15 protein-coding genes, 1 tRNA gene and 1 pseudogene are annotated in these 18,372 nt (G+C 56.9%); 6 read left to right on the forward strand and 11 right to left on the reverse strand.

Annotated features, from left to right (window positions below):
* Positions 1-285: a 50S ribosomal protein L25 gene (rplY, locus tag C2U54_RS20500; RefSeq protein ID WP_103180382.1), complete on the forward strand. Its 285-nt coding sequence runs from the start codon at positions 1-3 to the stop codon at positions 283-285.
* A gap of 51 nt (positions 286-336) precedes the next feature.
* Here the strand turns inward: rplY and yejK are convergent, their stop codons facing one another.
* Positions 337-1,344 (reverse strand): nucleoid-associated protein YejK, encoded by a 1,008-nt coding sequence (gene yejK / locus C2U54_RS20505; protein ID WP_103180383.1) that lies wholly within the window; start codon positions 1,342-1,344, stop codon positions 337-339.
* Positions 1,345-1,478: 134 nt separating this feature from the next.
* Here yejK and C2U54_RS20510 point away from each other — a divergent pair, with 134 nt between their 5' ends.
* The 3 genes from C2U54_RS20510 (at position 1,479) to C2U54_RS20520 (ending at position 3,635) form a co-directional block, all read left to right on the forward strand.
* The gene (locus C2U54_RS20510; RefSeq protein WP_032612681.1) at positions 1,479-1,706 is read left to right on the forward strand and encodes a YejL family protein; all 228 of its coding nucleotides are present in this window, start codon (positions 1,479-1,481) and stop codon (positions 1,704-1,706) included.
* 19 nt (positions 1,707-1,725) lie between these two features.
* Positions 1,726-3,486: an LPS biosynthesis-modulating metalloenzyme YejM gene (yejM, locus tag C2U54_RS20515; RefSeq protein ID WP_103180385.1), complete on the forward strand. Its 1,761-nt coding sequence runs from the start codon at positions 1,726-1,728 to the stop codon at positions 3,484-3,486.
* A gap of 72 nt (positions 3,487-3,558) precedes the next feature.
* Positions 3,559-3,635, forward strand: a tRNA-Pro gene (locus C2U54_RS20520).
* Positions 3,636-3,745: 110 nt separating this feature from the next.
* On the opposite strand, the gene C2U54_RS20525 is transcribed toward C2U54_RS20520, so the two are convergent.
* The 3 genes from C2U54_RS20525 to C2U54_RS20535 form a co-directional block, all read right to left on the reverse strand.
* On the reverse strand, positions 3,746-5,149 hold the full coding sequence (locus C2U54_RS20525; protein ID WP_103180387.1) for a CBM96 family carbohydrate-binding protein: 1,404 nt from the start codon (positions 5,147-5,149) through the stop codon (positions 3,746-3,748).
* A gap of 91 nt (positions 5,150-5,240) precedes the next feature.
* Complete coding sequence (locus C2U54_RS20530) at positions 5,241-6,425, reverse strand: MFS transporter (RefSeq protein ID WP_103180389.1); 1,185 nt, start codon at positions 6,423-6,425, stop codon at positions 5,241-5,243.
* Positions 6,426-6,507: 82 nt separating this feature from the next.
* Positions 6,508-6,768, reverse strand: coding sequence for a DUF2534 family protein (locus C2U54_RS20535; protein ID WP_039031021.1), 261 nt, complete (start codon positions 6,766-6,768; stop codon positions 6,508-6,510).
* A 195-nt stretch (positions 6,769-6,963) separates the two neighbouring features.
* Between C2U54_RS20535 and eco the strand changes: the two genes are divergently transcribed.
* On the forward strand, positions 6,964-7,455 hold the full coding sequence (gene eco / locus C2U54_RS20540) for a serine protease inhibitor ecotin (protein ID WP_103180391.1): 492 nt from the start codon (positions 6,964-6,966) through the stop codon (positions 7,453-7,455).
* Between the two features lie 36 nt (positions 7,456-7,491).
* Here eco and mqo read toward each other — a convergent pair whose 3' ends face one another.
* Positions 7,492-9,147 carry a malate dehydrogenase (quinone) gene (mqo, locus tag C2U54_RS20545; RefSeq protein WP_103180393.1) on the reverse strand — a complete coding sequence of 552 codons (1,656 nt, stop codon included), beginning with the start codon at positions 9,145-9,147 and terminating at the stop codon, positions 7,492-7,494.
* Between the two features lie 188 nt (positions 9,148-9,335).
* Between mqo and C2U54_RS20550 the strand changes: the two are divergent.
* Positions 9,336-10,635: pseudogene (locus tag C2U54_RS20550) on the forward strand (SulP family inorganic anion transporter).
* Here C2U54_RS20550 and mgtE read toward each other — a convergent pair.
* The 6 genes from mgtE to C2U54_RS20580 all read right to left on the reverse strand — a co-directional run bounded on the left by mgtE (position 10,598) and on the right by C2U54_RS20580 (position 17,985).
* Positions 10,598-12,034 (reverse strand): magnesium transporter, encoded by a 1,437-nt coding sequence (mgtE, locus tag C2U54_RS20555; RefSeq protein WP_103180395.1) that lies wholly within the window; start codon positions 12,032-12,034, stop codon positions 10,598-10,600. The pseudogene C2U54_RS20550 and the gene mgtE overlap by 38 nt on opposite strands.
* Positions 12,035-12,189: 155 nt before the next feature.
* Positions 12,190-13,833: a multidrug ABC transporter permease/ATP-binding protein gene (locus C2U54_RS20560; protein ID WP_103180396.1), complete on the reverse strand. Its 1,644-nt coding sequence runs from the start codon at positions 13,831-13,833 to the stop codon at positions 12,190-12,192.
* Positions 13,834-13,909: 76 nt separating this feature from the next.
* On the reverse strand, positions 13,910-14,560 hold the full coding sequence (alkB, locus tag C2U54_RS20565; RefSeq protein WP_103180398.1) for a DNA oxidative demethylase AlkB: 651 nt from the start codon (positions 14,558-14,560) through the stop codon (positions 13,910-13,912).
* Complete coding sequence (gene ada, locus C2U54_RS20570) at positions 14,560-15,624, reverse strand: bifunctional DNA-binding transcriptional regulator/O6-methylguanine-DNA methyltransferase Ada (RefSeq protein ID WP_103180399.1); 1,065 nt, start codon at positions 15,622-15,624, stop codon at positions 14,560-14,562. The genes alkB and ada overlap by 1 nt, the downstream gene beginning before the upstream one ends.
* Positions 15,625-15,696: 72 nt before the next feature.
* A complete protein-coding gene (apbE, locus tag C2U54_RS20575; protein ID WP_103180401.1) occupies positions 15,697-16,752 on the reverse strand; it encodes an FAD:protein FMN transferase ApbE in 1,056 nt (351 codons plus the stop codon).
* 120 nt (positions 16,753-16,872) lie between these two features.
* Positions 16,873-17,985, reverse strand: a complete 1,113-nt coding sequence (locus tag C2U54_RS20580; RefSeq protein WP_103180403.1) for a porin OmpC — start codon at positions 17,983-17,985, stop codon at positions 16,873-16,875.
* Positions 17,986-18,372 lie beyond the last annotated feature (387 nt).

Consider the following 18,372-nt stretch of genomic DNA (forward strand, 5'->3'; position numbering starts at 1 on the left):
ATGTTCACTATCAATGCAGAAGTACGTAAAGAGCAGGGTAAGGGTGCGAGCCGCCGCCTGCGCGCAGCTAACAAATTCCCGGCCATCATCTATGGCGGCGAAGCTGCTCCTGTCGCAATCGAACTGGACCACGACAAAGTGTGGAACATGCAGAACAACGCTGAATTCTACAGCGAAGTGCTGACTCTGGTTGTTGACGGTAAAGAAGAGAAAGTTAAAGCTCAGGCAGTACAGCGTCACGCTTTCAAGCCAAAACTGACTCACATCGACTTCGTTCGCGCGTAATCGCAAACTTGTCGAAAAAAAACCCCGCATTGCGGGGTTTTTTTATGGCCGTTATTTGCCGCCAGAGGTGCGACGCTGCAGCTGATCCCGCAGATTTGGCGGCGTGCCTTTAATGGTCAGCGTGTCGGTCGCCGGATCCCAGAAAATGCGCTCGCCGAGCAACATGGCATCAAAGTTGATGGTTAATCCGCCGCCGCTACCGGCAAATTTGGTGAGCTGACGCAGCGTACTGCGATCCGCCGGGAAGCTCTCTTCCAGCTCGTAGCCTTTCTCCGCCGTAAAGTCCTGGAAGCTCACCTCGCTGACGCCCGCCAGCTCTTTGGAGAGCGATTCCAGTTCAATCTCTTCGCCCGCCTGTTGCTGTTCGTTGCAGTAGGCATAAACCTGCTGGCGCACGTTCTGGCGTTCCGCTTTATCCAGCTCGGCTTCTGCGGTGAAGTCATCCACCGCCTGCAGCAAACCTTTATTCTGCGCTTTGGCATTCAGCCCTTCGCTGGCGCCGAGGAAATCCATAAAGAAGTCGGCCACCTTGCGCCCTACCCGGCCTTTCAGGAAGGTCAGATAGCGGGTGGATTCAGGATTGGTTTCCCATTCGGTCAAATCGATGCGCGCCACGATATCCGCGTGGTTGATGTCCAGATAGTGGGTCGAGCTGATATCCAGCTGCTCGTTGACGCGCATGCTGCTTAAGTTGTTCAGCACCGCCACCAGCAGGTACTCGACCGCCAGGTAACGATAATGGCAGAACAGGACGATGCCGCCGTCGGCAAACGGATATTTTGCCAGCTCATCGCGCAGGCGGCCGGTGGCGGCCCGGCTGAACGCGAGAAAATCGTCTTCACCCTGACGCTGCTGGCGCAGCGCCTGCGCCAGTTCGCTCTCTTCGCTGAACAGGCCGTAGGCTTTGTTTTTGGCACTGTAAACCCGATGCAGCTCCGCCATCATGTCAACAACGGTAGGCGTCGGCTCCAGTAACGAATCGCGCAGCACCAGCTCAAGGGTTTGCTCATCACGCTTGATAAGCTGGTGCAGAGCAATCTGGTTGATATCCAGACTCATGTTAAACTCTCCTTTTAGACCGGGCCGTATTCAACCACCCCCCAGTCATGTATGCAACCGAAGATAAAAAAGGGGAAAAAAAGCTGTTGCTACGGTAATATGTTGCCCTTTCCTCCACAAACAGATTTAGATTTATGCCACAACTCTCCCGCTACAGTGATGAACACGTTGAACAAATGCTCAGTGAGCTGCTCAACGTACTGGAAAAACATAAGGCGCCGACCGACCTTTCCCTGATGGTTCTGGGAAATATGGTGACTAACCTTATCAATACCAGCGTTGCGCCGGCCCAGCGCCAGGCGATCGCGAAATCTTTCGCTCAGGCCTTACAGTCCTCGGTTAACGACGACCAGGCGCACTAAGGGAAACAAACGACAGTTTATGGTGACGAATCGTCAGCGCTACCGTGAAAAAGTCTCCCAGATGGTTAGCTGGGGGCACTGGTTTGCCCTGTTTAACATTCTGCTGGCGATGGTGCTTGGCAGTCGTTATCTGTTTGTCGCCGACTGGCCGACGACGCTTGCCGGACGGGTCTTCTCCTGGATAAGCGTCATTGGCCATTTCAGCTTTCTGGTCTTCTCCACCTATTTACTGATCCTCTTCCCGCTGACGTTTATCGTCATGTCACAGCGGCTGATGCGGTTTATCTCCGCTATCCTCGCCACCGCAGGCATGACGCTGCTGCTTATCGACAGCGAAGTCTTTACCCGTTTTCACCTGCATCTTAATCCCGTCGTCTGGGAACTGGTGATCAATCCCGACCAGAACGAAACGGCGCGCGACTGGCAGCTGATGTTTATCAGCGTGCCGATTATCCTGCTGATTGAGATGCTGTTTGCCACCTGGAGCTGGCAAAAACTGCGCAGCCTGACGCGGCGCCGTCGCTATGCCAAACCGGTGGCCGCCCTCTTTTTTGTCGCCTTTATCGGCTCGCATTTTATGTATATCTGGGCGGACGCTAACTTCTACCGCCCCATCACCATGCAGCGCGCGAACCTGCCGCTCTCCTATCCGATGACCGCTCGTCGTTTCCTGGAGAAACACGGTCTGCTGGATGCCCAGGAGTATCAGCGCCGCCTGATTGAACAAGGGGATCCTGAAGCGGTATCGGTACAATATCCGCTGAGCGATCTGCGCTACCGTGACATGGGTCAGGGGCAAAACGTCCTGTTGATCACCGTCGACGGTCTGAACTACTCGCGCTTTGAGAAACAGATGCCAGCCCTGGCGGAGTTCGCCGAGAAGAACATCAACTTTACTCAGCACATGAGCTCCGGTAACTCAACCGATGCCGGGATCTTTGGCCTGTTCTACGGCATTTCACCTGGCTATATGGACGGCGTGCTGTCATCGCGTATCCCTGCCGCGCTCATCACCGGGCTCAACCAGCAGGGCTACCAGCTGGGGCTGTTCTCTTCGGATGGCTTCAGCAGTCCGCTCTATCGCCAGGCGCTGTTGTCCGACTTCTCTCTGCCGACCGCACAGAGCCAGTCCGACGAACAGACCGCCGGGCAGTGGATCAGCTGGCTTCACCGTTACGCGCAGGACGACAACCGCTGGTTCTCCTGGGTTGCTCTGAACGGCACGACGCTGGATGACAGCAACCAGAAAACCTTTAACCGCCGCTATGCGCAGGCCGCAGGCAATGTTGATACCCAGATTGCCCGGGTGCTGGACGCGCTGCGGGAATCGGGCAAGCTGGAGAATACCGTGGTGGTGATCACCGCCGGTCACGGTGTGCCGCTGGGCAGCGAGCGCAACGATGTCGACTGGGCGCGCCCTCGCCTGCATGTTCCGCTGGTGATCCACTGGCCTGGTACGCCATCCCAGCGCATTAACATGCTGACCGATCATAAAGATGTGATGACTACCCTGATGCAGCGTCTGCTCCACGTCAGCACGCCAGCCAATGAGTATTCCCAGGGTCAGGATCTGTTCAGCGCAACGCGTCGTCATAACTGGGTGACGGCTGCCAGCAACAACACGCTGGCCGTTACAACGCCAACCCTGACGCTGGTGCTGAACAGCAACGGTAATTACAAAACCTATAACCCGCAGGGTGAGAAACTCAACGACCAGACGCCGCAGTTAAGCCTGCTGCTACAGGTGCTGACGGATGAGAAACGGTTCATTGCTAATTGATTTAATATTAATCAGTTAGCCAGAACCACCCTTGCATTAAACGCGGAAATAGGTAGTATAAATTTCACGTGTCGGCACGTAGCGCAGCCTGGTAGCGCACTGTCATGGGGTGTCAGGGGTCGGAGGTTCAAATCCTCTCGTGCCGACCAAAATTTCCCCAAAAAAAACCAACCTTCGCGGTTGGTTTTTTTATGCCTGCAAGAGATGGCTAAAAAGCCAGCCCGATGGCAGGCTGGCTTTTGCACGAACATGCTGCTGATTAGATTTCCGGGGTATGCTTGTACCCGGTCAACATCAGTATCAGGCTCTCTTTAGAAGAGGCAGGGCTGAACTGATAGTGATTACCCTGACGGTCGCCACCGATATACCAGGAGATTTCAGTCTTGCCCGCCGCCAGCGCTTTGCGCACCGCCTTGTCGACATCCACCATCCGGTATTCGCGCTTGTTGTTGAGATAGAGCAGCGCATCGGACGAGTAGTTACAGGCCGGACGATTTTTCCAGGTGACGGTGGCGGGATCCCAGTCGTTGCTCGCCGGATAGAAGAAGATCTGATCCGCGCCGTTAGCCTCGACTTTTCCGCCATAGATCCGCACCCGGTATTTGAACAGAGAAGGATCCTGGCCTTCAGGCAGCGCAGGGATCGTAAACTTAACCAGACTCATCGTTTCGCTGTTACGGGTGCGGCCGCCGTTTTTCCAGTTATCCTGCACCAGCAAGGTCTGCGCCCCAGGTACCGGGGTATCTGGCGTCTCGCTACTCACCCAGACGTTTGCCAGCGCCTTTGAATAGCCGTAGGGGACGTTAGTGCCGCAGTCCATGCCCTGATTCATGCACATCTCAGTCATAAAGCGGGCACCCTCTTCAGTCCAGCCATTCATAAAGTCGGCGTGGGCGGTATAGAGGCTGCCCCAGTGCTCTTCGCGCACATCGCCATTCATGGTGGGATCGAGCGACAACTGGGCTTTGGCGGTATCCAGGGAGGTGATCCCGTGCAGCACCCAGGCCACGTTCATATTTACCGTCGGGATTTTCACCGGATAGCCGGACGGGCACTGCCCTTTCACATCGTAGGTCGCATTCGCCATGCCATGGTGCGGCTGCAGGTGGATACCATCCCAGCAGTTAGGGAACTGGATCCCGATATTAAACTGCACCGCATCTTTGGCTTTTCTCAGCCCACACACTTCACCGACTTTATTGCTGTAGCCTCTGCCGTTAGCGCATAAAAAGGTTATGCGGGCGTTAGGCCCGGTACCGTGGTGATCGCCCGCCAGCAGCGCCAGCCCTGCCGGAAATGGGCTGAGCGGGAACTGTTCCACGTTAGACGCCTGGTAATAGGTTTTTTGGTAGGCGGGTTGAACCACCGTCCCGTCCGGCAGGCGCAGCGACGGCGCCCAGTAAGCTGAGCTGTCGGCTTTGTTATCGCAGGTGGTTTCTGACTGCTTACGCAGTGATTGATAGGTCGAATGGGCGTCCGTGCGGGTGTTGCCGAAAAAGTCGTGCCACATCGCCTGGTTGGTTTTGCCAAACATCATAATGGCGTCATCGCCCAGAGTATGGCTATAAGCACAAACCACGTGCGCCTGCGGGCCTGCATGGGCATAAAGTGACGGCAACAGCAGGGCTGACGCCATCGCGGTATAAAGTGTGGTCCTTTTCATAAGTATCTCCTGATAGAAAGGACCACATTGGTAACAAAACGGCACTCACGCTTCGAATGATTTGCGCAATATTTTTCTGCGCTTGCGCGCTTTACAACGCCGCGGGGGGGTTGCGCAGATATCCCAGCGTCAGCAGGCAGATCGTCGCCCCGGCATAAAAGGTATATTCCGCGCCCCACGTTTCCCAGATGATGCCAGCCCCCAGGCTGGCAACCAGCAGCGCCACGCCGCTCACCATACTGAACAGGCCAAACGCCGTACCGCGCAGGTCGGGGGGTGCCGTCTTCGCAATCATCGCGGTCAGCAGCCCCTGGGTCATCCCCATATGGATGCCCCACAGCGCCACGCCGGCAATAATCCCGATCCAGTGGGTGCTCAGCGCCAGTACAATATCGGCGGCGATCAACACCGCCAGTCCCCACTGGAGCAGGCGCGTATGGCTCATGGCATCGGAGAGTTTGCCAAACGGATAGGCCGAAAACGCGTATAGCAGATTCATGGCGACCATCACCAGCGGGATCAGCGCCAGCGGAATGTCCGCCTGCTGGGCACGCAGCACCAGAAATACCTCACTGAAACGGGCGAGAGTAAAGACAGCGCCGAGGCCAATTACCCACCAGCAGCTGGCGCCGAGGCGTTTCAGGTTCTCTTTTTTGATGGGATTGGACCGTTTATGGGCAACAGGCGTGGCGGGCTCATGCAGGCCCACAAAGAGCAGTAAGACGGCCAGCACGCCGGGGATGACGGCGATCCAGAAGATAGTGCGGAAATCATCGTTCCACAGCAGCATCATGCCGACCGCCAGCAGTGGGCCGAGAAACGCGCCAATGGTATCCATCGACTGACGCAGCCCGTATGCCGCCCCGCGCAGTTCCGGCGGCGTGACGTCAGCTACCAGCGCGTCGCGGGGGGCACCGCGGATCCCCTTTCCTACCCGATCAATCAGACGCGCCCCGAGGATCATCCCCGACGACGAGGCGATCGCAAACAGCGGCTTACTGGCCGCACCCAGACCGTAGCCCAGCAGCGCCAGCCCTTTGCGTTTCCCCAGATAGTCGCTGATGGCACCGGAAAAAACCTTAATGATAAGCGCGGTGGCTTCCGCCAGCCCTTCAATCAGGCCAATGAAAATGACGCTGGCGCCCAGGGTGGTCACCATAAAGAGCGGCAGCAAGCTATGGATAATTTCCGATGAAATATCCATCAGCATACTGACGCCGCCAACAACCCAGACCCCTTTTGGGATCCGGCTCAGCGTGGAAAACCGAGAAACCATGCTCCACTCCTGTAAACGGGGAAAAAATCATTTAACCCGAAAACGGCACAGGAGTGAAACAGGCATTAATCGCGTTGGCGACTCAGTGTTTATCGCTCCCGCCGAGGAAAAATATGCCCAACGGGATAGCCAGCAGCACGGTAAAGACCGTGCTGTAGACCAGCACCATCGCCGACTGCAGCACGTACATGCTGGTGGTCCACTCCGTCAGTGGGATATTGTACTGCTCAACCACGCCAATAATAGTCACACGGCCTACCCCCATCACCGCGATCAGAAAAACCGTCAGCAGTGCCAGCAGAAATTTTTTCCCCGCCGGGGTGTTGAGTTTATTACGTACCATGCGTGTTTCCTTCACAGATAGATAACAATGATTGCAGCTCACCCTACCACGATCGTTCCCCCGGGGCCAATACAGAATTTAAAACCAAATCACAAGGCACTTACCAGTTATATAAACCAGTTAAAAATAAAATTAAGGTAAAAAACACCATTCATGGTAGTGTATGGCCACCGTTTGACATAAAAAGGAATCACTGTGAAAAACGCCGCTAAAAGTCTCATCACTCTGCTGGCTCTGACCTGCGCCAGCGCATACGCCACCCCTGCTGACCAGCCGCTCAGTAAAACGGCCCCCTACCCGCAGGCGGAACAGGGGATGAAGCGCCAGGTCATTGACCTGCCTGAGCAGAAAGATGAAGCGAATTACAAGGTGGAACTGCTGATCGGCCAGACGCTGGAGGTGGATTGCAACGCGCACCGCCTCGGCGGTCAGTTAACCAGCAAGACGCTGGAAGGCTGGGGATATGACTATTACATCTTTGATAAGGTCACTTCGCCGGTTTCCACCATGATGGCCTGTCCGGACGGGAAAAAGACCACAAAATTCATAACCGCGAATCTCGGCGAGCATAGCCTGCTGCGCTACAACAGTAAGTTGCCGATTGTGGTTTATACGCCTGCGGATATCGAGGTGAGATACCGTATCTGGCAGGCTGACGAGAAGGTTGAAAGCGCCGTCACGCGCTAATAAAAAAAGCCGGGTAAATCACCCGGCTTTTTAATATCAGAGTGCGATATCCGCAACCGGTTTGCTTTCCGGCTGGGAGGTCGCCTGCGCCTCAGGCTGAGGCGCCGCATCCGGTGCCTGCGGTTTTTCATACTTCAGCTGCAGCACGCGGCTGGTGTACTCCAGCTCCTGCTCGGTGGCCTCAACGTTGCCGTTCAGCGCCGTACCGTATGAAGGAATAATGGTCTTCAGCTTCGCCTGCCACTCCGGGCTGGCGACTTTGTCTTTAAACACTTTTTCCATCAGGTGCAGCATAATCGGTGCCGCGGTGGAGGCGCCCGGGGAGGCTCCCAGCAGCGCGGCTACAGTGCCTTCTTTATCACTGACCACTTCAGTGCCCAGACGCAGCACGCCGCCTTTTTCCTCATCACGCTTGATGATCTGCACGCGCTGGCCCGCCTGCCACAACCGCCAGTCCGCTTTCTTCGCTTCCGGATAGTACTCTTTCAGCGCCGCAAAGCGATCGTCATCGGAGAGCATCACCTGGCTAATCAGGTATTTCACCAGATCGAAGTTATCCAGACCAACATCAACCATCGGACCCACGTTTGAAGTGGTGGTGGAGCTGAGCAGATCCCACAGCGAACCGTTCTTCAGGAATTTGGTCGAGAAGGTGGCGAACGGCCCGAACAGCACCACGCTCTTACCGTCGAGAACACGTGTATCGATATGCGGCACCGACATCGGCGGTGCGCCCACGGACGCCTGACCATAGACCTTCGCCAGATGGCGATTCACCACCTCCGGGTTTTCCGACACCAGGAACTGGCCGCCAACCGGGAAGCCCGCGTAATTCTCCGCTTCCGGAATACCGGTCTCCTGCAGCAGCTTCAGCGCCGCGCCGCCCGCACCGATAAAGACAAACTTCGCCTTAATGACGTGCTCTTCTTCATTGTGCTTCAGATCGGCGACGGTCACGCTCCAGGAGTTGTCCGCGTTGCGCTTAAAGCCGCGCACTTCGGTATTCAGCGACAGCGTAAAGTTCTCTTTTTTCTGCAGAGAGCCCACCAGCTGACGGGTAATTTCGCCATAGTTAACGTCGGTACCGATTTCCGTACGGGTGGCCGCCACCTTCTGGTTCGGGTCGCGCCCTTCCATCACCAGCGGCGCCCACTCTTTGATCTGGGCGTGATCTTCGGAGTACTTCATGCCGCGGAACAGCGAGCTTTGCTGCAGAGCAGCATAACGTCCGCGCAGGAAGTTCACATTGTCGTCTCCCCAGACAAAGCTCATGTGCGGGACGGTGTTAATGAAACTGTGTGGATCGTGCAGCACACCGCTGTTCACCTGGTGAGACCAGAACTGACGAGAGATCTGAAACGCTTCGTTGATCTCCACCGCTTTCTCAATGCTGATGGAGCCATCTTTCTTCTGTGGGGTGTAGTTCAGCTCCATTAACGCGGAGTGGCCGGTCCCGGCGTTGTTCCAGCCGTTAGAGCTCTCCTGCGCTACCCCGTCCAGGCGTTCAACCATGGTCATGGACCAGTCCGGCTGAAGCTCCTGCAAATAGGTTCCCAGCGTGGCGCTCATGATCCCGCCACCAATTAACAGAACGTCCGTTTCCTGCTCTTGCGATGCCTGAGCCTTCGCCGCCGTGGAGACAGCACTAAGGCTTGCCGCCGCAGCCAGCAGCAGGGCAGTCATTTTTTTCATAATTAATGCCTTCGTAATACGCGTTTGTTCGCTATTTATGCAGATGAAGTCGAGTGCGGCGCCACGGTAGCAATAATTAAATATTGTTTAAAGGTTAAATAATTATTGTAATTATGATAATAAATGTCGCTGCGTTTGTAGGGGTATGGCTAACCCGGTGCTGGAAAAGTGCGCCATTTCTCGCTACTATGCAGCGCTTTGTGATCGCGCGCACAGATAGCTCTGGGCTGCACTCATTCTCCTGACCTGCGAAAAACTATGTCTTCAGTACACGCTTCTCCTTCTGCGCTCTCTATCCTGCGCTCTCCATCGCTGTTTATGCGTGAAACCCTTGCCGGTGTTATCACCGCCCTGGCGCTGATTCCGGAAGTGATCTCGTTTTCCGTCGTCGCGGGAGTCGATCCGAAGGTGAGCCTGTTCGCCTCGGTGGTCCTCTGCCTGGGGCTGTCGGTGATGGGCGGTCGCCCGGCGATGGTGACGGCCGCTGCGGGCTCCGTGGCGCTGGTGATTGGGCCGATGGTGCATCAGCATGGCGCGCAGTATATTCTGCCGGCAGTGCTGCTGGCGGGGCTTATCCAGATCCTGTTCGGCGCGCTGGGAATGGCGCGTCTGATGCGTTTTATTCCCCAGGCGGTGATGACCGGGTTTGTTAACGCCCTCGGGATCCTGATTTTCTTTGCCCAGGTGCCGCATTTCTGGAGCAGAAGCCCGCTGATTGTCGGCCTGTTCGTCCTGACCCTGCTGATTGTGCTGTGGGCGCCCCGCTACATTAAAAGTATCCCTTCCCCGCTGATCGCGATTGTGGTCCTGACGCTCTATACCGTCACCAGCGGCCAGCTGCTGCCGACCGTGGGGGATGAAGGGTCAATTGGCGGCGGGCTGCCGGGGATCACCCAGATGCTGGTGCCGCTGAATCTGCACACCCTGAGCATTATCTGGCCCTGCGCCCTGAGTATCGCCTTTGTCGGCCTGATGGAGTCGCTCCTGACCGCGAAGCTGGTGGATGAGCTGACGGCAACCCCGTCCAGCAAGCGCCGCGAGAGCATGGGGCTGGGCGTGGCCAATATCATGGCGGGCTTCTTTGGCGGGATCGCCGGTTGCGCGATGATCGGTCAGACCATCGTTAACGTCGAAATGGGCAAAGGCCGCAGCCGCGTCTCCACCTTTGCCGCCGGGCTGGTACTGCTGGTGCTGGTTACCGCCCTGAGCGAAGTGATGGCGAAAATTCCGATGGCGGTGCTGGCGGGGATCATGGCGATTGTCGCCATTAAGACCTTCAACTGGCAGAGCATTCGCCCTGCCACGGTGAAAGGCGCGCCGGTTGCGGAAACGCTGGTGATGCTGGTGACCGTCGGGGCCACCGTTTCAACCGGCAACCTGGCAATTGGCGTGGTAGGCGGGATTATCATGATGGTGATCCTCCCTGCCCGCCTGCGACGCAAACACGCCGTTACAGCAGAAACAGTGTCGCCAGCCCAAGGAAAATAAAGAAGCCGCCAGTATCGGTAATGGCGGTGATCATCACGCTCGACCCCACTGCGGGGTCGCGCCCGAGGCGGGTCATGATCATCGGGATGAGAACGCCCATCGTCGCCGCCACCAGCAGGTTCAGCACCATCGCCAGAGTCATTACCCCACCCAGCGCCATATCGCCGTACAGCCACCAGGTCACGCCCCCCATGATGCCGCCCCACACCAGGCCATTAATCAGCGCCACGCCGAGCTCACGCAGGATCAGAAAGGTAAAGTTGCCCGGCTGAATATGCTGAAGCGCCAGGGCGCGCACGATCATGGTGATGGTCTGATTACCGGTATTGCCGCCAATGCCCGCCACGATGGGCATCAGCGAGGCCAGCGCCACCAGCTGGGAGATGGTGTGTTCAAATCCGTCAATGACCCGTGAAGCGATGAAGGCGGTGCAGAGGTTGATCGCCAGCCACGCCCAGCGGGTTTTCACCGCCTTGCTCACCGGGGCATAGACATCCTCTTCGGCACTTAACCCGCCGAGGGCACGCATATCGTTATCGGTCTCTTTGTAGACCACGTCGACGATCTCATCGATGGTCAGGCGCCCCAATAGCTTACCCGCCGGGTCTACTACGCCCGCGCTGAGAAGGTTGTCACGTTCAAAGGTGCGGGCGGCTTTTTCGGCGTCATCTTCCGGGGAAAAGAGCATCGGCTGCGTTTCCATCACCTCGCTGACCAGGGTCTGGGTGCTGTTAAGCAGGATAGTCTGTAGCTCAAGCTCGCCGAGTAGGGTTTTATCCCGGGAGGTCACAAACAGCTTATCGGTGTTCTTTGGCATTTTGCCCAGACGTCGCAGGTAGCGCTGGACCGCGCCCAGCGTGACGTCAGGGCGCACCGTAATGACGCTAAACTCCAGGATTGCACCGACGCGGTCCTGCTCATAGTGCATCACCTGTTGGACCCGGGCACGATCCTGAGGCGGCAGCGACGCCAGCAACTGTCCGGTCAGGTTGCGCGGCAGGTGCTGGACCATGTAGAGCTGGTCGTCGATATCCAGGGTGCGTACCGCGTCGAGAATGGCCTGGTCGCTCATCTCGTCGATCAGATCGTCCCAGACGTTTTCGGAGGCTTCCAGCAGTACCTGACCGCGCTCGTGATCCTCTACCAGCCGCCACAAAGCGTGGCGCTCTTCCGAGGGCAGCGCTTCGAGGGTGTCGGCGAGATCCGGCGGCGGCAAATGGGCTACGAGCGCCCCTACCTCAGCAATATCGTCGGCTAACGTCCCGACATCATATTGCTCAGCCAGGGTCAGTTTACCCAGCAGGGTGGAAGTGAGCGCTTTGTCGGTGGTCATCAGCCAGATCAGGCGCGCACGCTCTTCATCGCGCAGCCTTGCGCTGTTTTTGGTTAATCCAGACATTAAATATCAATCCATTAAATAAGTTGGCATTAAGCATAGCGTGGGGTTGTGTAAATTTTAATAAACGGATGAGAGGAGAGGTTAAAAAAACAGCAGGCGGGGAAAACAAGATCGCAGGCCGGGTGAGGCGAAGCCACCACCCGGCACAGTTACGCTCAGGCGGTACGGGCTACCGCATCACGCGACGCGGCATCACGCTCCGCGCCGGTCAGTTCCGTCAGCTGGCCGCTGCGCATCTCAAGCAGACGGTCAGCATGGATAAAGTAGTGGTCGTCATGGCTGATGGCGAAGATGGTTTTGCCCATCTGCTGCATCAGCGGCAGCAGCACCTGGTAAAACTCGCGACGGAAATGCGGGTCCTGATCGGCAGCCCACTCATCCAGCAGAATAATGTCACGCTCTTCCGCCAGCGCCAGCAGCAGCGCCACGCGCTTCTTCTGGCCTTTTGACAGCTTGAGGTTGAGGATTTTGCCATCCTGCAGCTCCAGCTTGTGGGACATTTGCAGATGCGCCAGCCACTTCTCCACCAGCGCCGGATCGGCCTGCTTGCCTTCCGGGCCCAGCAGTTGATCGAACAGCCAGACGTCGGTAAACACCGCCGAGAAGAGCTTGCGGTAATCCTCCGGTTTTTCAGCGCTGAGCGGTTTACCGTCCAGCAGGATCTCGCCCGACTGGGGCTGATACAGGCCGGTCAGCAGCATCGCCAGCGTCGATTTGCCGCTGCCGTTGCCGCCAATCAGGAACAGCAGCTCACCGCGCTTAAGGGTTAAATTTACCGGCCCGACGGAGAAGGCGTTGTCCTGATACTGGAAGGTGACGTTGCGCAGCTCCAGCGTCTGCCAGTTTGGGAAGGCCTCAGGGCGCGGGAACTCAGGTTTGTACGGCGCCAGGGCAAACTTGCGCAGTTTGTTAAAGGCCACCTGGGCGCTGAGCAGGGTCGGCAGCGCACCGACAGCCGAGAGCAGCGGCGTGCGCAGGAACAGCAGCGTCAGCGAATAGGTCGCGGCGACGTTGGTATCCGCCCAGCCGAGGCTGTTTGCCATCCAGAAGACCAGGCCAATCGCCCCCAGCATCATGATATTCGACCAGTTGACCGCGCTCAGGTGGAAGGTATCGGCCCGGACGATATGGTGGCGATACTCACGGGCATCCGGGATATAGAGATTATTGAAGATGTGCTCGGCGCGCTCGCGGTTCAGGGTCAGCTCTTTGCGCCCTTCCAGCACCGTCTGATAGTCGTTGTAGAGCTTATCTTCGGTTTCGCGCAGCACCGCCATATGTTTGTAGACGCGCGACACCAGCAGGTAGCCGCCCCAGATGGTGATCGCAATCCACAGGGCAGTGATGGCCAGCATTTTGGTGGAGAGCCAGGCCAGATAGACCGCCGATCCAAAGGTCAGGATGATCCCCTGCACCAGCTCCGGCAGACGCACAAAGGCGATGGTGATCGAACGTACGTCGCTAGTCAGTCCGGCCAGCAGCGAGGCGCTGCCCAGTTGCTCGACGCGTTCAACCTGAGTATCCAGAATCCGCTTGATGAACTCGCTGCGCAGGCGGTAGACAAAGTGGTGACCGAGCGTCGTGAGCGCCAGCTGCGAGCCGAGGGTGACGGCCATCAGCAGGACCAGCAGGCCGAGAAATTCCGGCAGCACCATCAGGGTGGTATCAACAGTTTCAATCAAACGCAGGTTGATAAAGGCGATAAGCCCAATACCCAGCGCGGCGCTGAGCAAGCTCAATGCCATCACCGCGATAAACGGCCAGCGGTATTGGCGCCAGACCAGTAACAGGAGTTCCATGCAGAGCAATCCAGACAAGAAAAAACAGCCAGCAGTGTAAACTGCTCGCCGTTTACATCAAGAATAATTCTTATTTTTATTCGCTATCCGCCGCCTGGCGGAAGGTCAGGTTGTAGCGACAGTCGCCGGTAAGAGGATGCGTACCAGGCTTAAGCGGCTGAATACCATGATAAAACAGTCGTGATGCCCCACCCCAGACCACCACGTCGCCATGCTCCAGCAGCAGACGTTTAAGGGGATCGTTACGCCGTAATCCGCCAAACTGGAATACCGCCGGCAGGCCGAGGGAGACTGAGACAATCGGCGCCCGCAGGTCCGCTTCATCTTTATCCTGATGCAATGAGAGCTTAGCCCCAATCGCGTAGCGGTTGATGAGACAGGCATCCGGCTGGAACTCAGGGTAGCCCGCCGCGCAGGCAGCATCGTGGCACAGGGTAGCGAACGCCTCCGGCATCGGCGGCCAGAGGGCATCGGTAAGCGGGTCTTTCGGGGAGTAGAGATAGCCCCGCTGATTGGTGGTCCAGCCCAGCCCGCCGCAGTTGGTCATTGCCACCGACATGGTGTAGCCCCCGGGGGTGACCATCTGGCGGAACGGCGAGACGGTAGCCACCTGTTCGATTGCCTGCATTAATGCAGGCGCCCCAGCCCGGGCGAAGCGGCGCAGGATCACCGCACCGGGCGCCAGCGGCTCCTGCCAGGGTTGTTCATCTGCAAAGAGATCGAGCATCACACCTCCTCTTTTTTCGCTTCCCGACGCAGCAGCGCCGCTTTGCGGGCCGTGCCCCAGCGGTAGCCCGAGAGCCCACCATCACTACGGACCACCCGGTGACAAGGGATGATAACCGCCAGCGTGTTGGCGGCACAGGCCCGGGCCACCGCCCGCACCGCGCCAGGATGGCCAATGGCGTTTGCCACCTGTTGATAGCTTGCCGTCTCGCCGCTACGTATGGCTCGCAGAGCTTGCCAGACCTGGCGCTGAAAAGCGGTGCCGCGAATATCCAGCGGCAGGGGGAGCGCCACGGCGTGGTTATCCACGCTGGCGATCACCCGGGCGACGCGGGCGGCAAAGGCGGCATCTGCCTGTTCCCGCCGGGCGTGAGGAAAAAGGGTCTCCAGCTCGGCAATCAGCGTGCTGTCGTCATCGCCGGGTAAAATGGCGCAGATCCCCCGCACGCTCTCCGCCACCAGGCACCGCCCCAGCGTACAGTCGCTCAGGGCGTAGCGCACGGTGGTCTCTTCCCCGCCGTTGCGGTACTGCTTCGCGGTCATCCCCAGCGTGGCATCGGCGTTGCGATAGTAGCTGCTGCTGTCGGGGAAACCCGCTGCCAGCACGGAGTCAGTAATTTTATCCCCCTGCGCAAGGGCATGGCGTAGCCGTTTCGCCCGGGCCGCCTGCTGCCAGGCTTTCGGGGTCATTCCGGTCGAGGATTTGAACAGACGATGAAGATGATACGGGCTCATCGCCACCTGCTGCGCCAGCTGCTCAAGGGTCAAAGGTTGCTCCTGCTCCAGCAACCGGCAGGCTTTTTCGATGGTGGCGGCGCGCTGCGCCTGCGGGTCCTGTTGATCCGGGCGACAGCGTTTGCAGGGGCGAAAACCCGCCAGCTCCGCACGGTGGGCATCAGGATAAAAGCGGACATTCTCACGCAGAGCATGGCGAGCCCGGCAGGAGGGACGGCAGAAGATGCCGGTGGTCTGCACGGCAAACACAAACTGACCATCGGCACTCTCATCGCGGGCCAGCACCGCCAGCCAGCGTTCATCATCATTATTCAGGTTCGGCTTTTTCATGATCGGCTCCTACTGTAAGCATACTCATAGCCTGCCTGAGCGCCAGCCGACAAAAACCCGCAACCTTGCTTTTTAATTCTTCCCGTTAACGAGGAAACTGGCGAACTGCGGGGACATCCAGGTTTTGAAGCCCTCCCCTTCCCGGGTGATCATATAGACAGCCAGCCCTTGCTGACGCACGACCTCTTTGGCTTTTTCCGTCCCCAGCACCATCAGGCCGGTATCCCAGGCATCGGCCTCCAGGGCCGTCGGGGAGATTACCGTCACCGACACCAGGTTGTGGGTAATCGGACGGCCGGTCTGCGGATCGATTACGTGCGAAATGCGTTTTCCGTCCAGCTCATAATAGTTGCGGTAGCTGCCGGAGGTGCTGATCCCGTGGCCGTTGATATCGAGAATGGCCTGCACGGCGTTTTGCTCATCGGTCGGCTTCTGGATCGCCACGCGCCAGGGCTTATCGCTGGCGTTCATGCCCCGGCTGACCAGCGCCCCGCCTACCGACACCAGATAGCGCGAGATCCCCTCTTCGGCCATTAGCCGGGCCAGGTGATCGGCGGCGTAGCCTTCGCCCACCGTGGAGAGATCGACAAACAGATCGGGAATATCTTTTTGCAGATACTGCTGGCCGGACTGATTAATCACGGACAGATGCTGCAGCCCCGTTTGCGCCCGGGCATCGTCAATCTGCGCCTGATCGGGGGTTTTCACCGGCTGCTTGTTTGGGCCAAAGCCCCAAAGGTTAACCAGGGGACCGACGGTAATATCCATTGCGCCGTTAGTTTTGTAGCCCACCCGCAGCGATTCGGTGACAATGTCCGCCATCGCTTCGCTCACCGGCCAGGGCGACGTACTCTTCGACTGATTAAAGCGCATCAGTGCGGAGTCGTTTTTATAGGTGGACATCAGTTGGTCATCGCCGTCCAGCTGAGCCTGGATCTTCCCACGCAGCTCTTCCGCCCGGGCAGCGGAGAGATCGATGGCGCTGACGCGCCAGAAGGTGCCCATCGTTTTCCCTTCCAGCACCGTCGCGGCGGCGGTTTCGTTCTTTGCAGAGGGAGCAGGTGCGTCACACGCGGTCAGCATAAAAAGTGTTGCCAGCAAGCCGACACGTAAAAAAGTAATTTCCATTCGTTATTATCCTCAAGCCTGAGACCGGCAAGAGTACACCAAAAAGCAGGCTTTGTAAGGGCCTGACGGTAAAACCAAAAAAAGGGGCCATTTGGCCCCTTTCGCAAGAGTACGTAAGACTTAGAACTGGTAAACCAGACCCAGTGCTACGATGTCATCGGTGCTGATGCCTGCACGGTCGGTGAAGGCGTTTTCATCCAGCAGGTTGATTTTGTAATCAACATAGGTGGACATGTTTTTGTTGAAGTAGTAAGTCGCGCCCACATCAACATATTTCAGCAGATCCTGGTCGCCGTTGCCTTCGATGTCCTTACCTTTAGACTGCAGGTAAGCCACGGATGGACGCAGACCGAAGTCGAACTGGTACTGTGCAACCACTTCGAAGTTCTGTGCTTTGTTGGCAAAGCCGTAAACAGCATTAGCGCGGTCGGACTGAGAGTCACCGAAACGGGTTGCATTGTAGGTCTGGGAGTACTGCGCTGCCAGGTACAGGTTGTTTGCGTCATATTTCAGGCCGCCGCTGTACACTTCAGCACGGTCGCCACGGCCGTAAACGCGTGGACCGTTCTGGTCTGCGGTACGTTTAGAAGAGGCTGCTGCCGCACCTACGCTGAAGCCTTCGCCCAGATCGTAAGTCAGGGAGCCGCCGAAGCCGTCGCCGTTCTGTTTCAGCAGGCTACGACCGCCCACGTTTTCACCGCTGACGCTGCCGTTTTTACCCTGATACTGCAGAGCAAAGTTCAGGCCATCAACCAGACCGAAGAAGTCCTGGTTACGGTAGGTAGCAACGCCGTTACCACGGGATTGCAGGAAGTTATCGGCACCGTAAGTGTCGCCGCCGAATTCTGGCAGAACGTCAGTCCAGGAGGTGACGTCATAGATTACGCCGTAGTTACGACCGTAGTCGAAAGAACCTGCTTCAGCGAACTTCAGACCTGCGAAGGCCACACGCGTCCAGGACTGGTTCTCGCTCTCGCTGGTGTTGCCCTGAATCTGGTATTCCCACTGACCGTAGCCAGTGATCTGGTCGTTAACCTGAGTTTCGCCTTTGAAGCCGAGACGCATGTAAGTCTGATCGCCATCAGCGCCATCGTCATCAGAGAAATAGTGCAGACCGTCTACTTTACCGTAGAGATCTAATTTGTTGCCGTCTTTGTTGTAAATTTCAGCCGCATTCGCTGCGCCTGCTACCAGCAGTGCTGGTACCAGGAGGGACAGTACTTTAACTTTCATTATTTTAACCCTCTGTTATATGTCTTTTATTACCACTGCTTACTGATTAACCCTCTTAACCAGTCGGCAAGTTCATTCTCCGCAAAAAAACAGAATAATCCAATAAGAATATGATACGAAAACTTTTAAGATGTTTCATATTGCCACATAGATGTTTCAATTTGTAAATTTTGGGGAACTTTTTGGCCGCACATTTAGTTAAAAAATAGAGCACCAATAATCAAAAACACAAAATAAATCATAAAAATCAGTTGGTTATCCAAAAACAAATTATAGCACTGATTGATAAAACAAAAACCGCAGCGGCGACTAAAATATTTACCGCTATCATCATTAACTTTATTTATTACCGTCATTCAGATTTGAATGTCTGTTTATCCAGAATTG

It is taken from the genome of Leclercia sp. LSNIH1, from assembly GCF_002902985.1.
Taxonomy (GTDB): Bacteria; Pseudomonadota; Gammaproteobacteria; order Enterobacterales; family Enterobacteriaceae; genus Enterobacter.